We start from the raw sequence: 18,837 nt of genomic DNA on the forward strand, positions 1-18,837 counted from the left end.
CTACAAGGATTGTGAATAACTTTTAGGTAAATTTTACCAATTAGTTTTACCAATTAGATACTAAAGGAAGAACCACAGCCACAAGTTGAACTTGCATTTGGATTAGTAACCACAAAGCGAGAGCCATCTAACCCTTCGGTATAATCTACCGTACCACCGATTAAATACTGCAAGCTCATAGGATCAACCACCAAGCCTACATTTTGGTTCTCAATAGTGAGATCGCCTTCATTTACCTGATCGTCAAAGGTAAACCCATACTGAAACCCACTACAGCCCCCACCCGTAATATAAACACGCAGACGAAGATTCGGGTTATCTTCGCCCTCAATTAAGGTCTTCACTTTACGAGCTGCTGCATCAGTAAAGATCAAAGGAATTTGGATATCGCTCATTTTGTTTTAGATCAAGGTTTTTGAATGATTGGGTATTATCTAATAATTACATTGCAAGTGCAATCTTAAAAGAGGATAAAGATTATCTGCTATTTTCTTAAAATTATGTATAATAGCATCCAAATAGTGATATTTAGGAGAAACTATGAGCGATTCGCTAAACGTAGCTTCACAGCAACGTAATGATGAAATTGATTTAATTGAGCTAATTCGTGTGTTATGGAGTAAGAAATGGTGGATTGTATTGACCACCCTTATAACTACACTGCTAGCTGGTATGTATGCTTTCACAGCCAAAGAACAATGGACTTCAAAGGCTACAGTTATTGCACCTAAATTAACGGAATTAGGTGATTATTTGAATGTTCGCAGAGAATATAACCGAATCTTACGTGTAGAACCTATTGACCCAAATGCGTTATCTACAAGCTTGTTCAATAATTTTAATCGATTGGCTCAATCTCAAGACGCTAGAAATGAATTTTTTATAAGTTCTAATGTTTATAAGAAGCTAGCTGAGGAAAAAGATGAACCTGGGCAACGCACTCTCTTATCCAAATTAACTAATGAAAGTACAAGCTTTATTATTCCTGATATAAAGAAAGAGCCTAATGCAATAGGGCGTACTATTGCTTTTTCAGCAGAAACAGCAGGAGAGGCACAAGATACGCTAAGCCAGTTTGTTAAATTTATTAATAATAAGGCTTTTGCTGTTGAGTTAGAAGACTTTTTGGTTGATTTCCAGAATGTATTGTCAGCATTACATTATGAAAAATCTCTTATTCAAGAAGATTTATCGGTAAATAAAGCTGTACAGCTAGAAAACTTAAATAAAGCCTATGAAACAGCACAAAAGGCAGGAATTAAAGAGTATTCAAAAGTTTTTAATGAAGCCAATCCATCAAATATTGCTGCGGCTTTAAGTGATACTAAAATTCCTCTTTCTGACTCGAAACTAGCAGATAGTTCTTATTTGTTTATGTTAGGTGAAAAATACTTAAAAGCGCAAATTGACGTAGCTAATGAGAAAGGTGTTGTTTATCCCCCTCGCTATTATCAAATTGATTATCAACTTAAACAGTTAGAACCTTTATTTAAAAGAACAAAAGTAGCTAAGGCAGATACTTATAGTTATCAAGCATCGCCGGATTATCCTGTAAATAAGGATAAACCTAAGAAAGCATTAATTCTAGTGATAGGGGTGTTACTAGGGATAATATTGTCTAGCTTAGGTACTGTTATGTTCAGTTTATTAAATCGAGGTAAATAAGCAATGCGTTTATTTATTTTATTCGCTGCGCATTTTTTGAAAGTTTTAACGAAAAATCACTTATTGATATTCGTAAAATAAATGTTCTAAATATGAAGAAAGGCAGAAATAGATAGTTAAGGTGTTTTTATACCTTATTGGTTGATTGTTATTAAAATAAAACTTACTAAATAATTGAAGGATTTTATGAATTTAATTATATGTACAACACCTTTTCAAATGCTTATGGCAGAAAAAATTATTAGTCTACATCCAGATGAAAAATTTCACCTTATTGTTATAACTCATCACGATAATAAGAAATATAGATTTTACTATAATAGACTGAGTAGGTGTTGTGAAAAATTTAATTATATAAAGTTGTTGTCAAGTGGTAAAGGTAAAATATTCACAATATGTGATCTCTTATATCTAAGAATCCTTAGTTTCTTTTTACCTATGTATAAATCTGTTTTTCTAGCTAATTTGGAAAATATTTGGCTTCAAACATTATTATCTCGTTTTATTAATAGTTCAGATATATATACGTATGATGATGGCACAGCAAATATAGCAGAAGGTAGTTATTTATACAAAGAAGAAAATGTGGGAACTTTGAAAAATATTGTTTTTAGATTAATTGGGAAGAAAGTCAGTTTAAAGTTACTTAAGAAGAAATCTAAGTTACATTTTACGATTTATAAATCGCTCAGAAACATAATAAATGAAACCAAACATATTGTGTTATATTCAGATGATGAAAAAACTATTAGTTCTAATTGTAATCAAAAAGAATATCGTTTTTTTTTAGGGCAGCCTATATATCAATTTGATCTAGAGTTATATAATAAGATATCTCAGTACATAAATAAATTTGATATTGACTACTATTTCCCTCATCCAAGGGAAGATATCGTACACTTGAAAGAAAATTATATTAATATAATAAAAACGGAACTTATATTTGAAGATTTTCTTATTGAGAAATTAAAACAGAATAACTGTAAATTTAAAGTTTACACATTATTTAGTGGCTCAATATTAAATATAGCAAACTTTCCTAATGTTGAAGTTTATGCGATAAAACCAAAATCAATTCCTGAAGATATTTCTTCTATTTATGAGATATTTGTTAATTCAGGAGTTACGCTAATTGAAGAAGAATGATAAGGAAAGCCAATGAAAATAAATATTATTATTGCGACACACAAGGAAACAACTTTTCCTAGAAATAGTAAGCTATATATACCTATCCAAGTAGGTTCAATCAATAAAGAAAGTATCTCATGGTGTTGGAGAGATGATGTTGGAGAGAATATATCTCATAAAAATCCTTATTACTGTGAGTTAACGGGTTTATATTGGGCTTGGAAAAATATGGATTGTGATTACCTAGGGCTAGTCCACTATCGTAGATATTTCTCTACATTGAAAACTAATAAAAATAAAGAGGATATTGATACATTAATTCTTTCTGAAGAGGAAATTAGAGAGTTATTAAATTCGCATGATATTATTTTACCTAAAAAAAGAAATTATTATATTGAAACTCTATATTCACATTATAAAAATACATTTAGTGGGGAGCATCTAGATTTATCTCGAGAGATAATATTAGACATATCACCAGAATATATTCCAGCTTTTGATAAAGTAATGAAAAAGAGAGGTGGATATATGTTTAATATGTTTATTATGAATAAGAAACTTTCTGACCAATACTGTATATGGTTATTTAGCGTATTAGACAAGTTATATGAAAAAATTGATCTAACAGGCTATACTGATTTTGAAGCAAGATTATTTGGTAGAGTAAGTGAGATTTTATTTAACGTTTGGTTAGAGAAACATAAGTTTAGAGTTAAAAGTGTCCCTTTTGTGTATATAGGGAAAATTGATTGGTTTAGAAAAATCTCCTCATTTCTATTATCTAAGTTCTTTGGAATAAAATATAAACGAAGTTTCTAATTTCTGGAATTATAAATGATATATTTATGTTTTGGGCTTTTATCGACCCTATGTGCTATATTATATTCCTTTTTCCATAAAAGAAATATAGCTAATCCGTTGTTTTTTATTTCATTTTGTATCCTTTTTATATTAGGTGCAATTAGGTATGAAGTAGGTACAGATTATATCTTTTATTCTAACTATCAAATACCACTTGTATTAGAAGGAAATGATGTTAAGTTTGAAGTTTTGGCTAGAGAATTGGCTAAGCTGGGTTTCGCATTAAGTAGTGAAGAACACTATCAATATATCTTCGCTATATATCACTTTATTTGTGTATTTTTTATTTTCAAGGCAATAAAAGAACAGTCTAAAATACTAGTATTAAGTGTTTTTGTCTATGTATTCTCTAGTTTTTATAATTTTTCTCTTAATGGGATAAGGCAAGCTATGTCTATGGGTATAGTATTGTACTCAATGAAATTTATTTTTGATAAAAAAATAGTATTCTATGTATTATATGTGGTAATCGCTTCTCTATTTCATAAGGCAGCTATTATTTGTCTATTATTGATATTTCTTAATAAAAAGACTATTAGCACAATATCATTTATAATAATAGGGATTTTGACTTCTGTATTATTTATTTTATTCAAAAATAGTATATATGATATAATAATGATTATAGGATTCTATTCTGAATATGTAGGAGGGAGCTTTCATACAGAAGAATACAACATAACAATCACAATATATGGTGTTGTTAGCTTTATAGTTTTTCACTTAATAAATATGAAAACTAAAAAAAATAAAATTAGAGAGGTAACATTCTACAAAAACATAAATTATATTATATTGTTTCTTTCTATAGTTATGCCATTTATACCTAACGGATATAGATTGTTCTACATGTTTATGCCATTCCATATTATTATATTTCCTAATATGATATATTATATTGATAGTTTGCGGACGAGGTATATGTATACACTAATTTTATTAGCTTTTTATCTTCTCTTTTTCATAAAAACTATTATGATCACAAACTATGGTGAAACACTGCCATACCAAATTCATCCAGAAATAATGGAGATTATGCCATGAAATATAAACTAATAGTGATTGGGCAGATTGAGAATAAGAAAACTGGATTGGGGAAAGCAATTAATGATTTTATCTTACATTATAATAAGAAATATGGTGATAACTCCCTATATCAATTAGATATTACCAAAAATACTAAATTTATTAGCAACTGCTTTAAAATTTTGGCTGTGAATTGTGATAAATTTTATTTTACTCCATCAGGTTCTTTATTTGGTAATCTAAGAGATTGTGTTTATCTGTTTTTAATGATGCTAAGAGGAAAAAAAATTATTACTCATTTCCATAATAGTAGTTTTAAATCTATTGTTGAATCGAATACTATTTTAAATTGGATAAATAGATGTTTATATAAAAGAGTAGATAAAATTATTATTCTTGGTAATAAACAGAAGGCAATGTTTTCATCCATGCAAATCAATGAAGATAAGTTTAGAATTATCCGTAATGGGATAGATGAGAATATTTTTATTTCTGAAGAAATGTTAATTAAAAAGCATAGTAAGAAACCAATAAATATTATTTATTTTAGCAATATGATTCCTGAGAAAGGTTATCAAACAGTTCTGTCTGTAGCTAAGCTAATGAGATGTAATAAAGATTTTCATTTCTATTTTTCTGGTGTCTTTTTTGATCCCTCTCTTAAAGATAAATTTCTTCAAGAAATAGAAAATATGGATAATGTTACTTATATAAATGGTGTGTATGGTTTAGAAAAAGCTGAAGTTTTAGCTGAAATGAATATTTTATTATTTCCATCGAAGTATAAAGATGAAACATTACCAATAAGTATGCTAGAAGCAATAGCAAATGGACTCTATATTATAGTATCGGATGTGGGAGTAATAAGTGAAGTTGTGAATAAGGAAACAACTTCATTATTAAGTTCAATTGATAGTTATATGCTTGCTAATATTATTGAGGAAAAATCCAAAATATTGAATGAGTTGAATTATAATATTATCTATTATAAATCTAATTATAAAAATAGTAATATATTAGAACATCTTGTGAATACTGTTGAAGAATGAGTTTATTTGATATGAAGATCTCAATTATTGTTCCTATTTATAATGTTGAGAATTATTTAGAAACTTGTCTAGAAAGCTTAGTCAATCAGACATACCAAAATATTGATATTATTTTAGTTAATGATGGTTCAACGGACAATAGCCGTTTTATCTGTGAGAAATACGCTAAACAGTACGATTTTGTGTCACTCATTAATAAAGAAAATTCAGGTGTATCTGAGGCTAGAAATACAGGTATCTTAGCTACTAAATCAGAATTAGTTATGTTTGTTGATAGCGATGATTATGTTTCTCACAATTTTTGTGAGAAGCTTATTTATAACTACAATGGAGAAGATCTTGTTTTTTGTGATTACATGACATTTGAAGAAAATAGAATGGGATATAAAAAATTTATAGCTAATGAAAAAGACTTATTGGACGATGAAGATAGTTTTTCGTTACTATCTGAATTAGGGAATTCTCATTTCGAAAAAATGTATAAAAGATTATTTTTTAATAGTCCTTGTTGTAAAATATATAAACGCTCAAAAATACACTCATTATTTAAATCGAACATTAATTTAGGCGAGGATTTGTTATTTAACCTAAACTATTTAACTACTTGTACATCTATAAAAGGCATGAATGATAAGTTATACTTTTATCGGATAGGAAACCAATCGTCATTATCCAGACGATTTGATGAAACTCGATTATGTAATATAACTTATGTTTTTAATCGTTCTATTACTCTATTTAATACTATATTTAAGGATAACTATGAGAAAGATATCGTTAAACTTAAATATCTTGAAGAATATGCTTTAAGTATAAAGAAAATGCTTAGCCATGCTTCTTTCTCATATAAAGAAAAGTTACAGAGACTTGTAGATTATAGAGCTAGATATCCTATAGAAAGGGAAATTATTTTATGTGTTCCTAAACTAGCACTTCAATATAGATTATTTTTATCACTTTACTTAAATAAGCAAGATTATCTGCTGTTACTTTTAACAGAGGTATTTAATTTAATTAAAAAATAGTTGTCATAAAATATGAAGTCTACTGCAATTTATTTACATCTACTGGGATTAGATTATCTTGTATACTTTAGTGTTTGAAAAGGCTGATTAGAGCTTTGTGAGAAAAACTAGTCGTGTTACATCAAGAATAGGTTTATTATGTCTAAAAAACATGCTTATCTTATAATTGCACATGAAAAATTTGAGCAATTACTCTTTTTAATTGAGTTACTTAATCATCCTAGAAATGATATTTATTTATTTATCGATGTTAAAGTAGAGGATAGCCGTATTACTGATTTGAAAGAAAAAATCACTGCTCTGAATTTGATATCAATGGTAAGTTTTACTGATAGAATTTCGGTAAACTGGGGAGATTATTCTCAAATACAAGCAGAAATGCTTCTATTTAAAAAAGCGCATAAAAATAGAAGTTATGCTTACTATCATTTACTATCTGGTGTTGACTTACCTCTAGTCAGTCAAGACACTATCCACCAATTTTTTGATAAACATCAAGGTAAGGAGTTCTTGACTATAGTCTCGAAAGAATCATTTGAAAGAAATAAAATTTATGATCGAGTTAGAATCCACTATTGGGCTCCACATATTAGTGAACGAACTTTTAGTAATAAGTTGATTGGTAAAATTTTTCAAAAAATTATCCGATCTTCAGAATTCTATATAAAAAGAATATGTAGTGCAGATAAGTTTAAAACCTTCGGTACAGCTTTAGGATATGCTTCGAACTGGGTTAGTATTACAGATGAGTTAGTCACTATCCTAATCAATGAGGAATCGTGGATTAGAGATGTTTTTTCTCGTTCACTATTTTGTGATGAATTATTTATTCCTACAATCATTAATAAATATGGTTGGGAATCTAGGATTTATTATTCAAAAGGGATGAAAAATGATTCAGAGGAATTTCAAGGTAATCTAAGATATATCAATTGGTGGGATGGTTCTCCTTACACTTGGACAGATTCGAATGAAGATTTTTTTTCTTTAGAGAAGGCTATTACTAGAGGGCATTTCTTTGCTAGAAAGTTTGATATACAAGCTTACCCAGCGACGGTAGATTTCATTAAGGCGAGATCGAAGTTTTCCTAAATTTATGAGTTAATACCTACTAATTCTTTTCATAATTAAGACTATGGAATGAGTGTTTTTGTGTTTATGCCCGGATCAGTAGTATGAAAGGGAACTTAAAAGGAGTAAGTCCTAGTGAGTACAGAAATCACTTCTTAAGTTAGCCTAATTTTGGGAGAGGAAAGCTATAGATGATAATAAATTTAGATTTTAGTTAATATACATTAGGACATTCTTATGAGAAAATATGACTATCTTATTGTTGGAGCAGGTCTTTTTGGGTCTATTTTTGCTTATGAAGCCGCAAAACGTGGCAAAAAATGCTTAGTAATCGAAAAACGTGATCACATTGGAGGTAACTGTTATACCCAAAACATTGCAGGAATTAACGTGCATAAATATGGTGCACATATTTTCCATACCAGCAATAAAGTAGTTTGGGATTATATTCAACAATTTGCAGAATTTAATCGTTTTACCAATTCACCGGTAGCTCGTTATAAGGATGAGCTTTATAGCCTTCCATTTAATATGCTAACGTTTAATAAAATGTGGGGTGTGATTACTCCTCAAGAAGCGGAAGCAAAGATTAAGGAACAAATTGCTGAAGAAAATATTATAGAGCCTGAAAATCTAGAAGAGCAGGCAATTTCATTGGTTGGTCGTGATATTTATAAAAAATTAATCAAAGGTTATACAGAAAAACAATGGGGACGTAAATGTACGGAATTACCTGCCTTTATTATTAAACGTTTACCTGTGCGTTATACCTATGACAACAACTATTTCTACGATACTTACCAAGGCATTCCGATTGGGGGCTATACAGGTATTTTTGAAAGGATGCTTGTCGATATTGAGGTGAAATTAAATGTTGATTTCTTTGCAGCACGTGAGTATTACGAAAGTTTAGCTGAGAAAATTGTCTTTACAGGAATGATTGATGAATATTTTGATTATAAATACGGTAAATTAGAATATCGTAGCTTAAAGTTCGAAAACCAATTACTTGAACTTGAAAATTATCAAGGTAATGCGGTTGTTAACTATACTGAAAGTGAGATACCTTTTACACGTATTATTGAGCATAAACATTTTGAATTTGGTAAGCAGAAAAAAACATATATAACGAAAGAGTATTCTAAAGAGTATCAAGAGGGTGATGAGCCTTATTATCCAATCAATGATGAGAGAAATAATGAGGTGTATGAAAAATATAAAGCTTTAGCAGAAAATCAACCAAATGTTATTTTTGGTGGACGCTTAGCCCAATATAAATATTTTGATATGCATAATATTATTGCTGAAGCCTTAGATTGTGTAGATAAACATTTTAAGTAAATGATTCTCAAGGGGTTTATTTTGAATAAGATAATTTCTGCGATAATATTAATTATTTCTGATATATTTGCTATATTTTTGTCTATAATATGTGCGGTGTCATTAAGAAAGATATTAAATGTTTTTTGGGATATACCTGTGATAACATATTCCTATATTACATTTACTGCCGTATACTTTACTCTTATTCTTCTCCTTACTTATTTTGGGGCCTATAGCAGAAGATTCGAGTTCTGGCATGAAAGCAAGTTAGTAGTTAGAGCTTGCTTTTTATCTTTTATTATTTTGTTTGCTGCCTTAGCTTTGGGACAGAATGCAGATTTTTATTCAAGGAGTACGTTAATATTAATATTTTGTATTTCTGCAGTTATAATTCCTATTTTTAAGATTTTTGTTAAACGAATGTTGTTTAAATTAAAATTTTGGCAGAAGCCAGCGAAGATTATTACAGATAGTGATTCTTTTAGATTTCAACTTTTTAATGATCCTTACTTAGGTTATATTAAAGCAGATAATATAAAACATGAGACATTATTTATTGATAGTGCAAATATTAGCAAAGATAAATTAAATAGTATTATTGAAGATAATATTAAGAGTAGTAGAGAAATTATCTTTTCTCCATTTTTAGTAGGGTATGATTTCTCTCAGTCTAGTATATATAATCTTCTTGAGTCAAGAGTAAATGTATTTCATTTAGAAAACAAGTTATTGAGTAAATTAAATCGATTTTATAAAGCTGTAATTGATTATACAATTGTTACTTTATCATCAGTTTTTTGGCTTCCATTGCTTTGCTTAATTGCTATTTGGATTAAGCTTGAAGATCCTAAAGGTGATATATTCTTTAGGCAAAGGAGATTAGGATTAAATGGTAAAGAGTTTTTATGCTATAAATTCCGATCTATGTACTCTGATCAATCTTTTATGGCAGGTTGGTTAGAAATGAATCCAGAAGAAAAAGCTTATTACAATATTTACCATAAATATATGAATGATCCTCGTATTACTAAAGTTGGTTCTTTTTTAAGAAAAACATCTTTAGATGAGCTACCACAGTTGTTAAATGTATTGAAAGGTGAAATGAGTATAATAGGGCCTCGTCCTTATATGGTAATAGAGAAAAAAGATATTGGTAATAAAATCTCCTTAGTTTTAGGTGTCAAGCCTGGAATTACAGGGTTATGGCAAGTAAGTGGTCGTAGCGATACTGATTTTGATACACGAGTACAGATGGATGTTTGGTATATGAAAAATTGGTCATTATGGGGAGATGTTATTATTTTGTTTAAAACTTTTAAAACAGTTTTAAAAAGAGATGGTGCATATTAGATTAATAGTATTTTAAAATAAAATGAAGAAGTTAAATGAAAAAAGAAACTAATAACTCAAGAGTTATACATTTCGATATCCTTAATATTGAGCTTGTTTTGTTGTATTAGTGTTGCACCATAATGGTATTTTACATTATTATCTATTTTTTAGGAGTTGCAAGTGTACTGCTACGATATTTTTTGACAGTGCATTATTCTCTTTCTTCAAGCTAAATTGATAGGTTCTTATTTGGATTATACATTTCTATTCGGTGTTTTTGGCTTTGCCTGTATTCGTTTTTATTAAATATACTTTTAGCTATATGCTAAAAATTAATTCTCAAGATTAAATATTTTGTATTTTTAAGAAATCTATCTGGTTGTAGTCTAGGCATTTATCTTATTCATAAATTAATAATGAGTTACGAGTTAAATTTATTTAGTATTTCTCCAACCAATATATATTGGAGATTTTTTTAGAATGATATTAATCTATTTCGTTTGCTTAATAATTATTCTTTTTGCAAAAAATTTCTTTTTTAAGGGATTATTTTCTTAAGCTATTATTTATATGATGTACTTAAATATATTAATTACGGGCGGAGCAGGCTTTATCGGCTCTGCCTTAATTCGTTTTTTGGTTGAACAAACGGCTCATTCTGTGATCAATATGGATAAGCTCACCTACGCCAGTAATTCAACCTCACTCGAAACAGTACAAAACTCTGAGCGTTATCATTTTGAGCAAGCTGATATTTGTGCAAGCGGTCAAATTTCTGAGATTTTTTGCAAATATCAACCCGATGCTGTTATGCATTTAGCGGCAGAAAGTCATGTGGATCGTTCTATTACTGGTCCGGCTGATTTTATTCAAACCAACATTGTTGGAACTTATACTTTATTAGAAGCTGCTCATGAATATTGGATGAACTTGCCGGAAACTAGAAAATCAGCCTTTCGCTTTCATCACATTTCAACCGATGAAGTATTTGGTGATTTGCCATTAACGGCTGAATTATCCAAAGAAAATTCTCCTTATGCCCCTAGCAGTCCTTATTCCGCCTCTAAGGCCTCGGCAGATCATTTGGTTCGTGCGTGGTATAGAACCTATGGTCTACCGACTATTATTACTAACTGTTCTAATAATTTTGGTCCTTATCAGTATCCCGAAAAATTGATTCCATTGATGATTTTAAATGCGGTACAAGGAAAAGCTTTGCCAATCTATGGTAATGGTTTACAACGTCGGGATTGGATTTTTGTTGAAGATCACGTTAGGGCTTTATATCAAGTTTTAACTCAAGGTAAGGTGGGAGAAACTTATAATATCGGCTCTCACCAAGAAAAAACAAATATTGAGGTGGTAAGTGCGATTTGTGATTTATTGGAAGAACTTGTACCTAATAAACCCGAAAATGTTAAATATTACGTAGATTTAATTACTTATGTGCAAGATCGCCCAGGTCATGATACTCGTTATGCGATTGATTCTTCAAAGATTCAAAAAGAGTTAGGCTGGCAGCCACAAGAAACTTTTGAGAGCGGGATGCGTAAAACAGTAGAATGGTATTTAGATAATCCAAATTTTTGGAAAGCATAAAAGGCAGAACTTATTTCTGCCTTTTCGTTTTTATTAAAGTTCTTGCTCTTTGTGTTTAATTAAGTGATACAACAAAATCAATACAAAGAAATAAAATATTGAACCCGAGTTATGCGCTAAGAAAGATTGGCTTAAGAAAAAGAATGAGTGTGCAGTAATATGTACTATACCTAATACTGCAATGCATTTAACTGCTCTGTCTTCAGCTTTTAGGCGTCTTGCAAAAATTACAAATGGAATGAGTAAAATTGCCATGAGTGCCGCAAAGCCAATAATGCCTCTTTTAACGAAAGATTCTAAATATTGATTATGTAGGCTGTTAAATTGTAGTGTACTTTTAGCCATTTGTTTCGATTCTAATTGCTTCTTCTTAAATATTTCATAACCTGAGCTACCGTGTCCGAATAGAGGCTTCTCGGCTATTGCAACAAATGCATTTTCCCACATATCAAAACGAGCTCCTAGAGAAGAGTTTTTATTTCCTTTTTCTGTATAATGATAAATGTCATTTTTCGCTTGCTCATATCTTTTTTGAATACCGAATTCAGGTTTATAAATAAATAGAGAAATAGCAAGTGCGAATAAAATGGTTGCAACAGCTAGAATTTTTTTATTTATCTGTTTAAAGTTAAATAGCAAAATAATCAAAAAGCAAGCAGGGAAGGCAATCCATCCACCTCTTGCACCGGTTAGAATACTGGCAAGTAACCCCATGGCAGCACAAAGCATATAAAGTATTCCGGTTTTATTTTTGTGTTGAGCAAACCAATAGAAAGCAATCGCAATACTCATCAAACCTAGAAGTATAGAAATATTACCTGCTTGAATATGCATTGTATCAGGAAATGGCTTTTCCCAATTTAGCATAAATTTCTGATAAATCGCTAACAGCCCTACTACTAATGCTCCAATTGGAACAAAGTGAAAGAGTGTCGTTTTTTTAATAGGGTATAGCCCGAAGAAAAAAATTAATGGAATAAAGAGTAAAATTCGACTTGGGTTGTCGATTTCACGAAATCCATCACCGTTACAAACAGCCGAGATTACAAAAGTCAGAAAATAGGCAAGAAGGGCGCAAATAAGATATTTGCCTTCTTTATCAATTTGCCGTTTGTTTTTTAATTTGAAACGATGGTATAAGAATGTGAGCGTGGCGATAACACTTAACGCCATTGGCACATAACTGTAGCCTTTTTTGAAGGTTAAAACCGTGATAAAAAAAAGAGCGACGAGCAGATTGGAGAACAGCATCATCTTATTTTCTGTTTTTCTGAAATTGAGCAGCATAGATTTATCCAAATAATTAAAAGAATACTACTCATTTTATAATAATAAAAGTGAACCTATCCATCTATTTTTTGAGATAAGAATCCGAGATTTTTACTTGAACTATGTTCTATAAACTTAGATTTTCAGCATCAATCTGCTCTTTACTTTGCTTTTTTGTTGAGGTAGAATGCACTACCTTTTTTGTTCTATGCCGCCAAAATTGTGTGCGGTTAATAATTTAATCTATTTTTCTGAGGTGATGGCATATGCCAGTAATTAAAGTTCGTGAAAATGAATCATTTGACGTTGCATTACGTCGTTTCAAGCGCTCTTGCGAGAAAGCAGGTATCTTAGCAGAAGTTCGTGCTCGTGAATTCTACGAAAAACCAACTACAATTCGTAAACGTGAAAAAGCATCACTTGCTAAGCGCCACGCTAAACGTAACTTCCGTGAGAACGCACGCAACACACGTTTATACTAATTAGTTTGCTAATTGGTACAAATATATCGAAACCGTGATTCCTATTAGGCTCACGGTTTTGGTGTTTTTAACGTTTCTATTCAAGCGGTTATATTTTTGCAAAATTTTACGATAAATTATCCGCTTGTATCAGTCAAAGGGCAGGAGGAAATCAATGAAAGGCACAATTCCACGTTCATTTATTGATGATCTTATTGCTCGCACCGATATTGTTGAGGTCATCAACAGTCGGGTTAAACTCAAAAAAGCAGGGCGGGATTATCAAGCCTGCTGTCCTTTTCATCACGAGAAAACACCTTCATTTTCAGTCAGTCAATCCAAACAGTTTTACCACTGCTTTGGCTGTGGTGCTCATGGTAATATCATCACTTTCCTGATGGATTACGACAAATTAGAATTTCCAGAAGCAATTGAAGAGCTTGCTGCTATGCACGGTCTAGAAGTGCCGAGAGAGAATGTGCTCAATCGTGATGGAAAACCGCAAGCGAATTTTAAGACTAAGCGTAATCTCTATGAATTGATGGAATTGGTAGCAAAGTTTTATCAGCAAAATCTTACTCATCAAATTGAGCCACAAAGTTATTTGCAACAGCGTGGTTTATCGGCGGAGATTATCGAACGTTTTGAAATTGGTTTTGCCCCGAATGCGTTTGATGCCGCTTTGCGTACTTTCGGGCAATCGCTTGAAGAAACACAAAAATTGCTGGATACGGGCATTTTAACCAAAAATGATAGCGGTCGAATTTACGATAAATTTCGTAATCGGGTGATGTTCCCAATTCGAGATAAACGTGGACGAGTAATTGCCTTTGGCGGTCGAGTGTTACCGAATGATGAGCAAGGGGCGAAGTATATGAACTCGCCTGAAACTGTAATTTACCACAAAGGCAGCGAGCTGTACGGTTTATATCAAGCTCTCAAAGTGAATGAAAATCCAGATTATCTCTTTGTAGTTGAAGGTTATATGGATGTGGTGGCTCTAGCTCAATTTGGGGTGGATAATGTAGTAGCCTCACTAGGCACGGCAACCACAGGTGAGCAAATTCAGCAAATGTTCCGCTGTACTGAGCAAATTATCTGTTGTTATGATGGCGACAGAGCAGGACGAGATGCTGCGTGGCGTGCGTTAGAAAATGCCTTACCTTACTTGCAAGATGGGCGTCAGCTCAAATTTATTTTCTTGCCTGATGGCGAAGATCCGGATACCTTCATTCGCTCGCAAGGTAAAGCCGGCTTTGAGCAATATTTAGCGGAGAATGCCAAACCCCTAAGCAACTTCTTGTTTGATAGTTTACTTGCTGATGTAGATCTCTCCTCAAAAGAAGGAAAATCAAAACTGGCAGCCTTAGCTGTGCCGCTGATTAACCGCATTCCGGGGGAAATGTTACGTGTTTATTTACGCAATATTTTAGGACAGAAGTTAGGCATTCTTGATCCAACACAGATAGAAGCATTATTACCGAATAAAAAAGCAGAAGAGAGAGCGGCTCATCAAGCTATTAAAATCAAGAGAACGCCAATGCGATTACTGATCGCCTTATTATTGCAAAACCCGCATTTAGTGAAATTTGTGCCAGATGTGAGTTCTCTAAAAGTATTAAAAGAACCAGGTTTTGAATTATTAACGGATGTCGTGGCGATTTGTCAGCAAAATGCTGGCATTAGTATGGGGGGGCTACTTGAACATTATCGAGAGCATCCCCAATATAAAATAGTTGAAACACTCGCAAGTTGGGAACATTTAGTGTTACCGGAAAATGTTGAGACGACCTTTATCGAAACTCTCGATTTTCTCTACGCAAAATTAGTGGAATTACGAAAAGAAGAGCTAATTGCTAAAGACAGAACGGTAGGTTTAACTGACGATGAGAAAAAAGAGTACTTTTTTTTAGAGCAGAATCGTATAACAAGCGGTTAAAATTCATAAATTTTTTGCAAATTTACCAAGCCAAGCTGAATTTAGTGGTATAATCCACTACTATTTTTGCTCGCATAATAAACGGATAAACTATGGAACACCAAGCAGATCAACAATTAGAACAGCAATCCCAATTAGAACTTCTGATCACACAAGGACGAGAACAGGGGTATTTAACGATTTCTGAAGTTCACGATCACTTACCGGAAGAGTTAGTGGATGCGGAGCAGATTGAAGATATCATTCAGATGATCAATGATATGGGGATCCAGGTCTTAGAGGTTGCCCCAGATGCGGACGATTTACTCCTTGCTGAAAATATCGCTGATGAAGATGTGGTAGAAGAAGCGACAAAAGTACTTTCCACCGTAGAATCAGAGTTAGGTAGAACGACTGACCCTGTGCGTATGTATATGCGTGAGATGGGGACGGTTGAGCTTTTAACTCGTGAAGGTGAAATTGATATTGCAAAACGTATTGAGGAAGGGATTAATGAAGTTCAATGTGCAATTGCAGAATATCCAGAAGTATTAACGGGGCTTTTAGAATGCTATGCTCAAGTTGAAGGCGGTGAAATGCGCCTTTCTGATTTGGTAACGGCATTTGTTGATCCAAATATTTTGGAAGAAGCACCTTTAGAAGAACTTGATGCTGAATTAAATGATGATGAAGAATCTGATACTGTCGCTGTTGTTGATGACGAAAATGAAGACGAAGAAAGCGATAGCAGCTCAGATAACAGCGATGATAGCTCTATTGATCCTGAATTAGCGCGGGAAAAATTTGAAGCTCTGCGTAACCAACACGAAAAAGTATTGTTAGCGATTCAAAAACACGGTAGAACCAGTAAAAAATCAAAAGAGCAGATTGAAATTTTATCTAATATTTTCCGTGAATTCCGCTTAGTGCCAAAACAATTTGATTTATTAGTTGCCTCTATGCAAAAACTAATGAAACAAGTGCGTGTAGAAGAACGCCAGATTCAACGTTATGCGGTTGAATATGCAGGTATGAAAAAAGCGGACTTCTTAAAAGCATTCCAAGGACACGAATTAAGCGAAGAATGGATCGAAAAAGCGATTAACGCGAAGAAAAATGCGGCACCAAAACTTGCTAATTATGTAGATAATATTCGTATTAATATCGCAAATTTACAGAATTTAGAACAAACTTCAGGTTTGACCATTTCCCAAATCCGTGAAATTGGCGGACGCATTGCTAGTGGTGAACTGAAAGCTCGCCGTGCGAAAAAAGAGATGGTGGAAGCGAACTTACGTTTAGTGATCTCGATTGCGAAGAAATACACCAACCGTGGTTTACAGTTCTTGGATTTAATCCAAGAAGGTAATATCGGTTTGATGAAAGCGGTGGATAAATTTGAATATCGCCGTGGCTATAAATTTTCAACCTATGCAACCTGGTGGATTCGTCAGGCAATTACCCGTTCGATTGCAGATCAGGCTCGAACCATCCGTATTCCGGTGCATATGATTGAAACTATCAATAAACTTAACCGTATTTCCCGCCAATGTTTGCAGGAAATGGGGCGTGAAGCGACACCGGAAGAGTTGGCAGAGCGTATGGGAATGCCGGAAGATAAAATCCGAAAAGTGTTGAAAATTGCTAAAGAACCAATTTCAATGGAAACTCCAATTGGTGATGATGACGATTCACATTTGGGCGATTTCATTCAAGACGAAAGCCTTGAATTACCACTAGATTCCGCAACCGCTGAGAGCTTGCGTATGGCAACCAACGAAGTGCTGGAAGGTTTAACTCCACGTGAGGCAAAAGTATTACGTATGCGTTTCGGTATTGATATGAACACCGACCATACGCTTGAAGAAGTAGGTAAACAATTTGATGTAACCCGTGAGCGTATTCGTCAGATTGAAGCAAAAGCGTTACGTAAATTACGCCATCCAAGCCGTTCAGAAACCTTACGCAGTTTCCTAGATGATTAATGATTTCCCCTGTGCCTTGTGGTACAGGGGTTTTTGTTTTAAGATTAATAACAAGCGGTTGTTTTTCTTAAATTTTTTACAAGAAGGAGAGATATGAAAAAATCACTATTAGCCCTTTTAATTAGCTCAGTATTTGTGATTGCGGGTTGTGAAGACGGCAAAATGACACAAACGGTATTAGAAGCTGAAAAACAAATTGTTCACTTAGGCACAGAATTAAAAAATGCCCAGTCGGAATTGGCAAAAAAAGAAGCCGAAGTTGCCGAGCTTTCAAGCGTGAAGGCGGAGAATGACAAATTAAAAGCAGAGCTAGAGAAAGCCCAACAAAACACCGCATTAAATGTTGAGATTGTAAAAATCTTCGATAAAAAAGATGTGATTAAGCATAAAGTTGATCCAAAAGAAGAATTTGCAATTGAGGAAAGCACGGTGAGTTCGATTGTGACGCTTCCAAAAACAAATTTTGATTGGCTCAATCAGTTGTTGATTAATCAGGCGTATGATTACAATGAAGAACAAGGCAGAAAGCTGAAAAACCCAACCGAAGATGAGTTTAAAAAGCACCGTGAAGAAGTTTATCAAGGTTTAGTTGAAAGTGTGAAAACAGAGCCTACAATTGGCTATGATGAGCATATTCATAGTACTTTTATGGGGCAACGCAATAATATCGCTACTTTTTTGATGACACATTATAGCTACACAGGTGGTGCTCACGGTATGCACTATACGCAATATATCAATGTGGATTTAGCTAAAAAAGCAATCATTAGCTTAAATGATTTAATCAGCCAAAAAGATCAAGCTCAACTGAAAGAGATCCTTTGGGAAAATTACAGTCGTGAACGAGTTGATGAAAATGGTAAATATAATGGATTTGGAGATAAAAAAGAGTTCCGTATTTCTGACCAATTCTATTTTACCTCTGAAGGGATTGTCTTTGTTTATCCTCCATACGAATTGGGTGCTTACGCAGAAGGCAATATAGAGATTGAAGCAGATTGGCATAGTATCAATAAGTTACTCAACTCAGATTATCAACGTGGTGAAAAAGATGGGTTCTTTGCAGAAGAGCTAGAGAACTAATTGTAAATTTAAGTTAAAAAACAACCGCTTGTAATCCTTTAT

General features: G+C 32.6%; 16 protein-coding genes. 14 read left to right on the forward strand and 2 right to left on the reverse strand.

What is annotated here, in order from left to right; genetic code table 11:
• Positions 1–53 precede the first annotated feature (53 nt).
• Positions 54–395 (reverse strand): iron-sulfur cluster insertion protein ErpA, encoded by a 342-nt coding sequence (erpA, locus tag A6B40_RS08010; RefSeq protein ID WP_025247201.1) that lies wholly within the window; start codon positions 393–395, stop codon positions 54–56.
• Between the two features lie 145 nt (positions 396–540).
• On the opposite strand from erpA, the gene A6B40_RS08015 reads away from it, so the two are divergent.
• The 10 genes from A6B40_RS08015 to rfbB all read left to right on the forward strand — a co-directional run bounded on the left by A6B40_RS08015 (position 541) and on the right by rfbB (position 12,079).
• Complete coding sequence (locus A6B40_RS08015; protein ID WP_176672082.1) at positions 541–1,665, forward strand: LPS O-antigen chain length determinant protein WzzB; 1,125 nt, start codon at positions 541–543, stop codon at positions 1,663–1,665.
• Between the two features lie 186 nt (positions 1,666–1,851).
• A complete protein-coding gene (locus A6B40_RS08020; protein WP_176672083.1) occupies positions 1,852–2,811 on the forward strand; it encodes a glycosyltransferase family 52 in 960 nt (319 codons plus the stop codon).
• 12 nt (positions 2,812–2,823) lie between these two features.
• A complete protein-coding gene (locus A6B40_RS08025) occupies positions 2,824–3,612 on the forward strand; it encodes a DUF4422 domain-containing protein (RefSeq protein ID WP_176672084.1) in 789 nt (262 codons plus the stop codon).
• Positions 3,613–3,627: 15 nt separating this feature from the next.
• Positions 3,628–4,698 carry an EpsG family protein gene (locus A6B40_RS08030; protein WP_176672085.1) on the forward strand — a complete coding sequence of 357 codons (1,071 nt, stop codon included), beginning with the start codon at positions 3,628–3,630 and terminating at the stop codon, positions 4,696–4,698.
• On the forward strand, positions 4,695–5,729 hold the full coding sequence (locus A6B40_RS08035) for a glycosyltransferase family 4 protein (protein WP_176672086.1): 1,035 nt from the start codon (positions 4,695–4,697) through the stop codon (positions 5,727–5,729). The genes A6B40_RS08030 and A6B40_RS08035 overlap by 4 nt, the downstream gene beginning before the upstream one ends.
• Positions 5,726–6,754: a glycosyltransferase family 2 protein gene (locus tag A6B40_RS08040; protein ID WP_176672087.1), complete on the forward strand. Its 1,029-nt coding sequence runs from the start codon at positions 5,726–5,728 to the stop codon at positions 6,752–6,754. Before A6B40_RS08035 ends, A6B40_RS08040 begins: the two co-directional genes overlap by 4 nt.
• 138 nt (positions 6,755–6,892) lie before the next feature.
• On the forward strand, positions 6,893–7,846 hold the full coding sequence (locus A6B40_RS08045) for a beta-1,6-N-acetylglucosaminyltransferase (RefSeq protein WP_176672088.1): 954 nt from the start codon (positions 6,893–6,895) through the stop codon (positions 7,844–7,846).
• Between the two features lie 216 nt (positions 7,847–8,062).
• Positions 8,063–9,166, forward strand: a complete 1,104-nt coding sequence (glf, locus tag A6B40_RS08050; RefSeq protein ID WP_176672089.1) for a UDP-galactopyranose mutase — start codon at positions 8,063–8,065, stop codon at positions 9,164–9,166.
• A gap of 21 nt (positions 9,167–9,187) precedes the next feature.
• Complete coding sequence (locus tag A6B40_RS08055) at positions 9,188–10,498, forward strand: exopolysaccharide biosynthesis polyprenyl glycosylphosphotransferase (RefSeq protein ID WP_176672090.1); 1,311 nt, start codon at positions 9,188–9,190, stop codon at positions 10,496–10,498.
• A gap of 555 nt (positions 10,499–11,053) precedes the next feature.
• Positions 11,054–12,079, forward strand: coding sequence for a dTDP-glucose 4,6-dehydratase (gene rfbB / locus A6B40_RS08060; protein WP_176672335.1), 1,026 nt, complete (start codon positions 11,054–11,056; stop codon positions 12,077–12,079).
• Positions 12,080–12,112: 33 nt separating this feature from the next.
• On the opposite strand, the gene A6B40_RS08065 is transcribed toward rfbB, so the two are convergent.
• Positions 12,113–13,366 (reverse strand): O-antigen ligase family protein, encoded by a 1,254-nt coding sequence (locus tag A6B40_RS08065; protein WP_176672091.1) that lies wholly within the window; start codon positions 13,364–13,366, stop codon positions 12,113–12,115.
• A gap of 248 nt (positions 13,367–13,614) precedes the next feature.
• Between A6B40_RS08065 and rpsU the strand changes: the two genes are divergently transcribed.
• From rpsU to A6B40_RS08085, 4 genes are all read left to right on the forward strand, one after another.
• The gene (gene rpsU / locus A6B40_RS08070; protein ID WP_006252283.1) at positions 13,615–13,830 is read left to right on the forward strand and encodes a 30S ribosomal protein S21; all 216 of its coding nucleotides are present in this window, start codon (positions 13,615–13,617) and stop codon (positions 13,828–13,830) included.
• A gap of 154 nt (positions 13,831–13,984) precedes the next feature.
• Positions 13,985–15,748 carry a DNA primase gene (dnaG, locus tag A6B40_RS08075; RefSeq protein WP_176672092.1) on the forward strand — a complete coding sequence of 588 codons (1,764 nt, stop codon included), beginning with the start codon at positions 13,985–13,987 and terminating at the stop codon, positions 15,746–15,748.
• 92 nt (positions 15,749–15,840) lie between these two features.
• On the forward strand, positions 15,841–17,712 hold the full coding sequence (gene rpoD, locus A6B40_RS08080) for an RNA polymerase sigma factor RpoD (RefSeq protein ID WP_025216601.1): 1,872 nt from the start codon (positions 15,841–15,843) through the stop codon (positions 17,710–17,712).
• A 93-nt stretch (positions 17,713–17,805) separates the two neighbouring features.
• Positions 17,806–18,795 (forward strand): DUF3298 domain-containing protein, encoded by a 990-nt coding sequence (locus tag A6B40_RS08085; protein ID WP_176672093.1) that lies wholly within the window; start codon positions 17,806–17,808, stop codon positions 18,793–18,795.
• Positions 18,796–18,837 lie beyond the last annotated feature (42 nt).

The sequence above is a fragment of the Mannheimia varigena genome, assembly GCF_013377235.1.
Taxonomy (GTDB): domain Bacteria; phylum Pseudomonadota; class Gammaproteobacteria; order Enterobacterales; family Pasteurellaceae; genus Mannheimia; species Mannheimia varigena.

Coding starts and splice junctions, on each gene's coding strand:
- erpA (WP_025247201.1), bottom strand. CDS start 395: ATGAGCGATATCCAAATTCCTTTGATCTTTACTGATGCAGCAGCTCGT.
- A6B40_RS08015 (WP_176672082.1), top strand. CDS start 541: ATGAGCGATTCGCTAAACGTAGCTTCACAGCAACGTAATGATGAAATT.
- A6B40_RS08020 (WP_176672083.1), top strand. CDS start 1,852: ATGAATTTAATTATATGTACAACACCTTTTCAAATGCTTATGGCAGAA.
- A6B40_RS08025 (WP_176672084.1), top strand. CDS start 2,824: ATGAAAATAAATATTATTATTGCGACACACAAGGAAACAACTTTTCCT.
- A6B40_RS08030 (WP_176672085.1), top strand. CDS start 3,628: ATGATATATTTATGTTTTGGGCTTTTATCGACCCTATGTGCTATATTA.
- A6B40_RS08035 (WP_176672086.1), top strand. CDS start 4,695: ATGAAATATAAACTAATAGTGATTGGGCAGATTGAGAATAAGAAAACT.
- A6B40_RS08040 (WP_176672087.1), top strand. CDS start 5,726: ATGAGTTTATTTGATATGAAGATCTCAATTATTGTTCCTATTTATAAT.
- A6B40_RS08045 (WP_176672088.1), top strand. CDS start 6,893: ATGTCTAAAAAACATGCTTATCTTATAATTGCACATGAAAAATTTGAG.
- glf (WP_176672089.1), top strand. CDS start 8,063: ATGAGAAAATATGACTATCTTATTGTTGGAGCAGGTCTTTTTGGGTCT.
- rfbB (WP_176672335.1), top strand. CDS start 11,054: ATGTACTTAAATATATTAATTACGGGCGGAGCAGGCTTTATCGGCTCT.
- A6B40_RS08065 (WP_176672091.1), bottom strand. CDS start 13,366: ATGCTGCTCAATTTCAGAAAAACAGAAAATAAGATGATGCTGTTCTCC.
- rpsU (WP_006252283.1), top strand. CDS start 13,615: ATGCCAGTAATTAAAGTTCGTGAAAATGAATCATTTGACGTTGCATTA.
- dnaG (WP_176672092.1), top strand. CDS start 13,985: ATGAAAGGCACAATTCCACGTTCATTTATTGATGATCTTATTGCTCGC.
- rpoD (WP_025216601.1), top strand. CDS start 15,841: ATGGAACACCAAGCAGATCAACAATTAGAACAGCAATCCCAATTAGAA.
- A6B40_RS08085 (WP_176672093.1), top strand. CDS start 17,806: ATGAAAAAATCACTATTAGCCCTTTTAATTAGCTCAGTATTTGTGATT.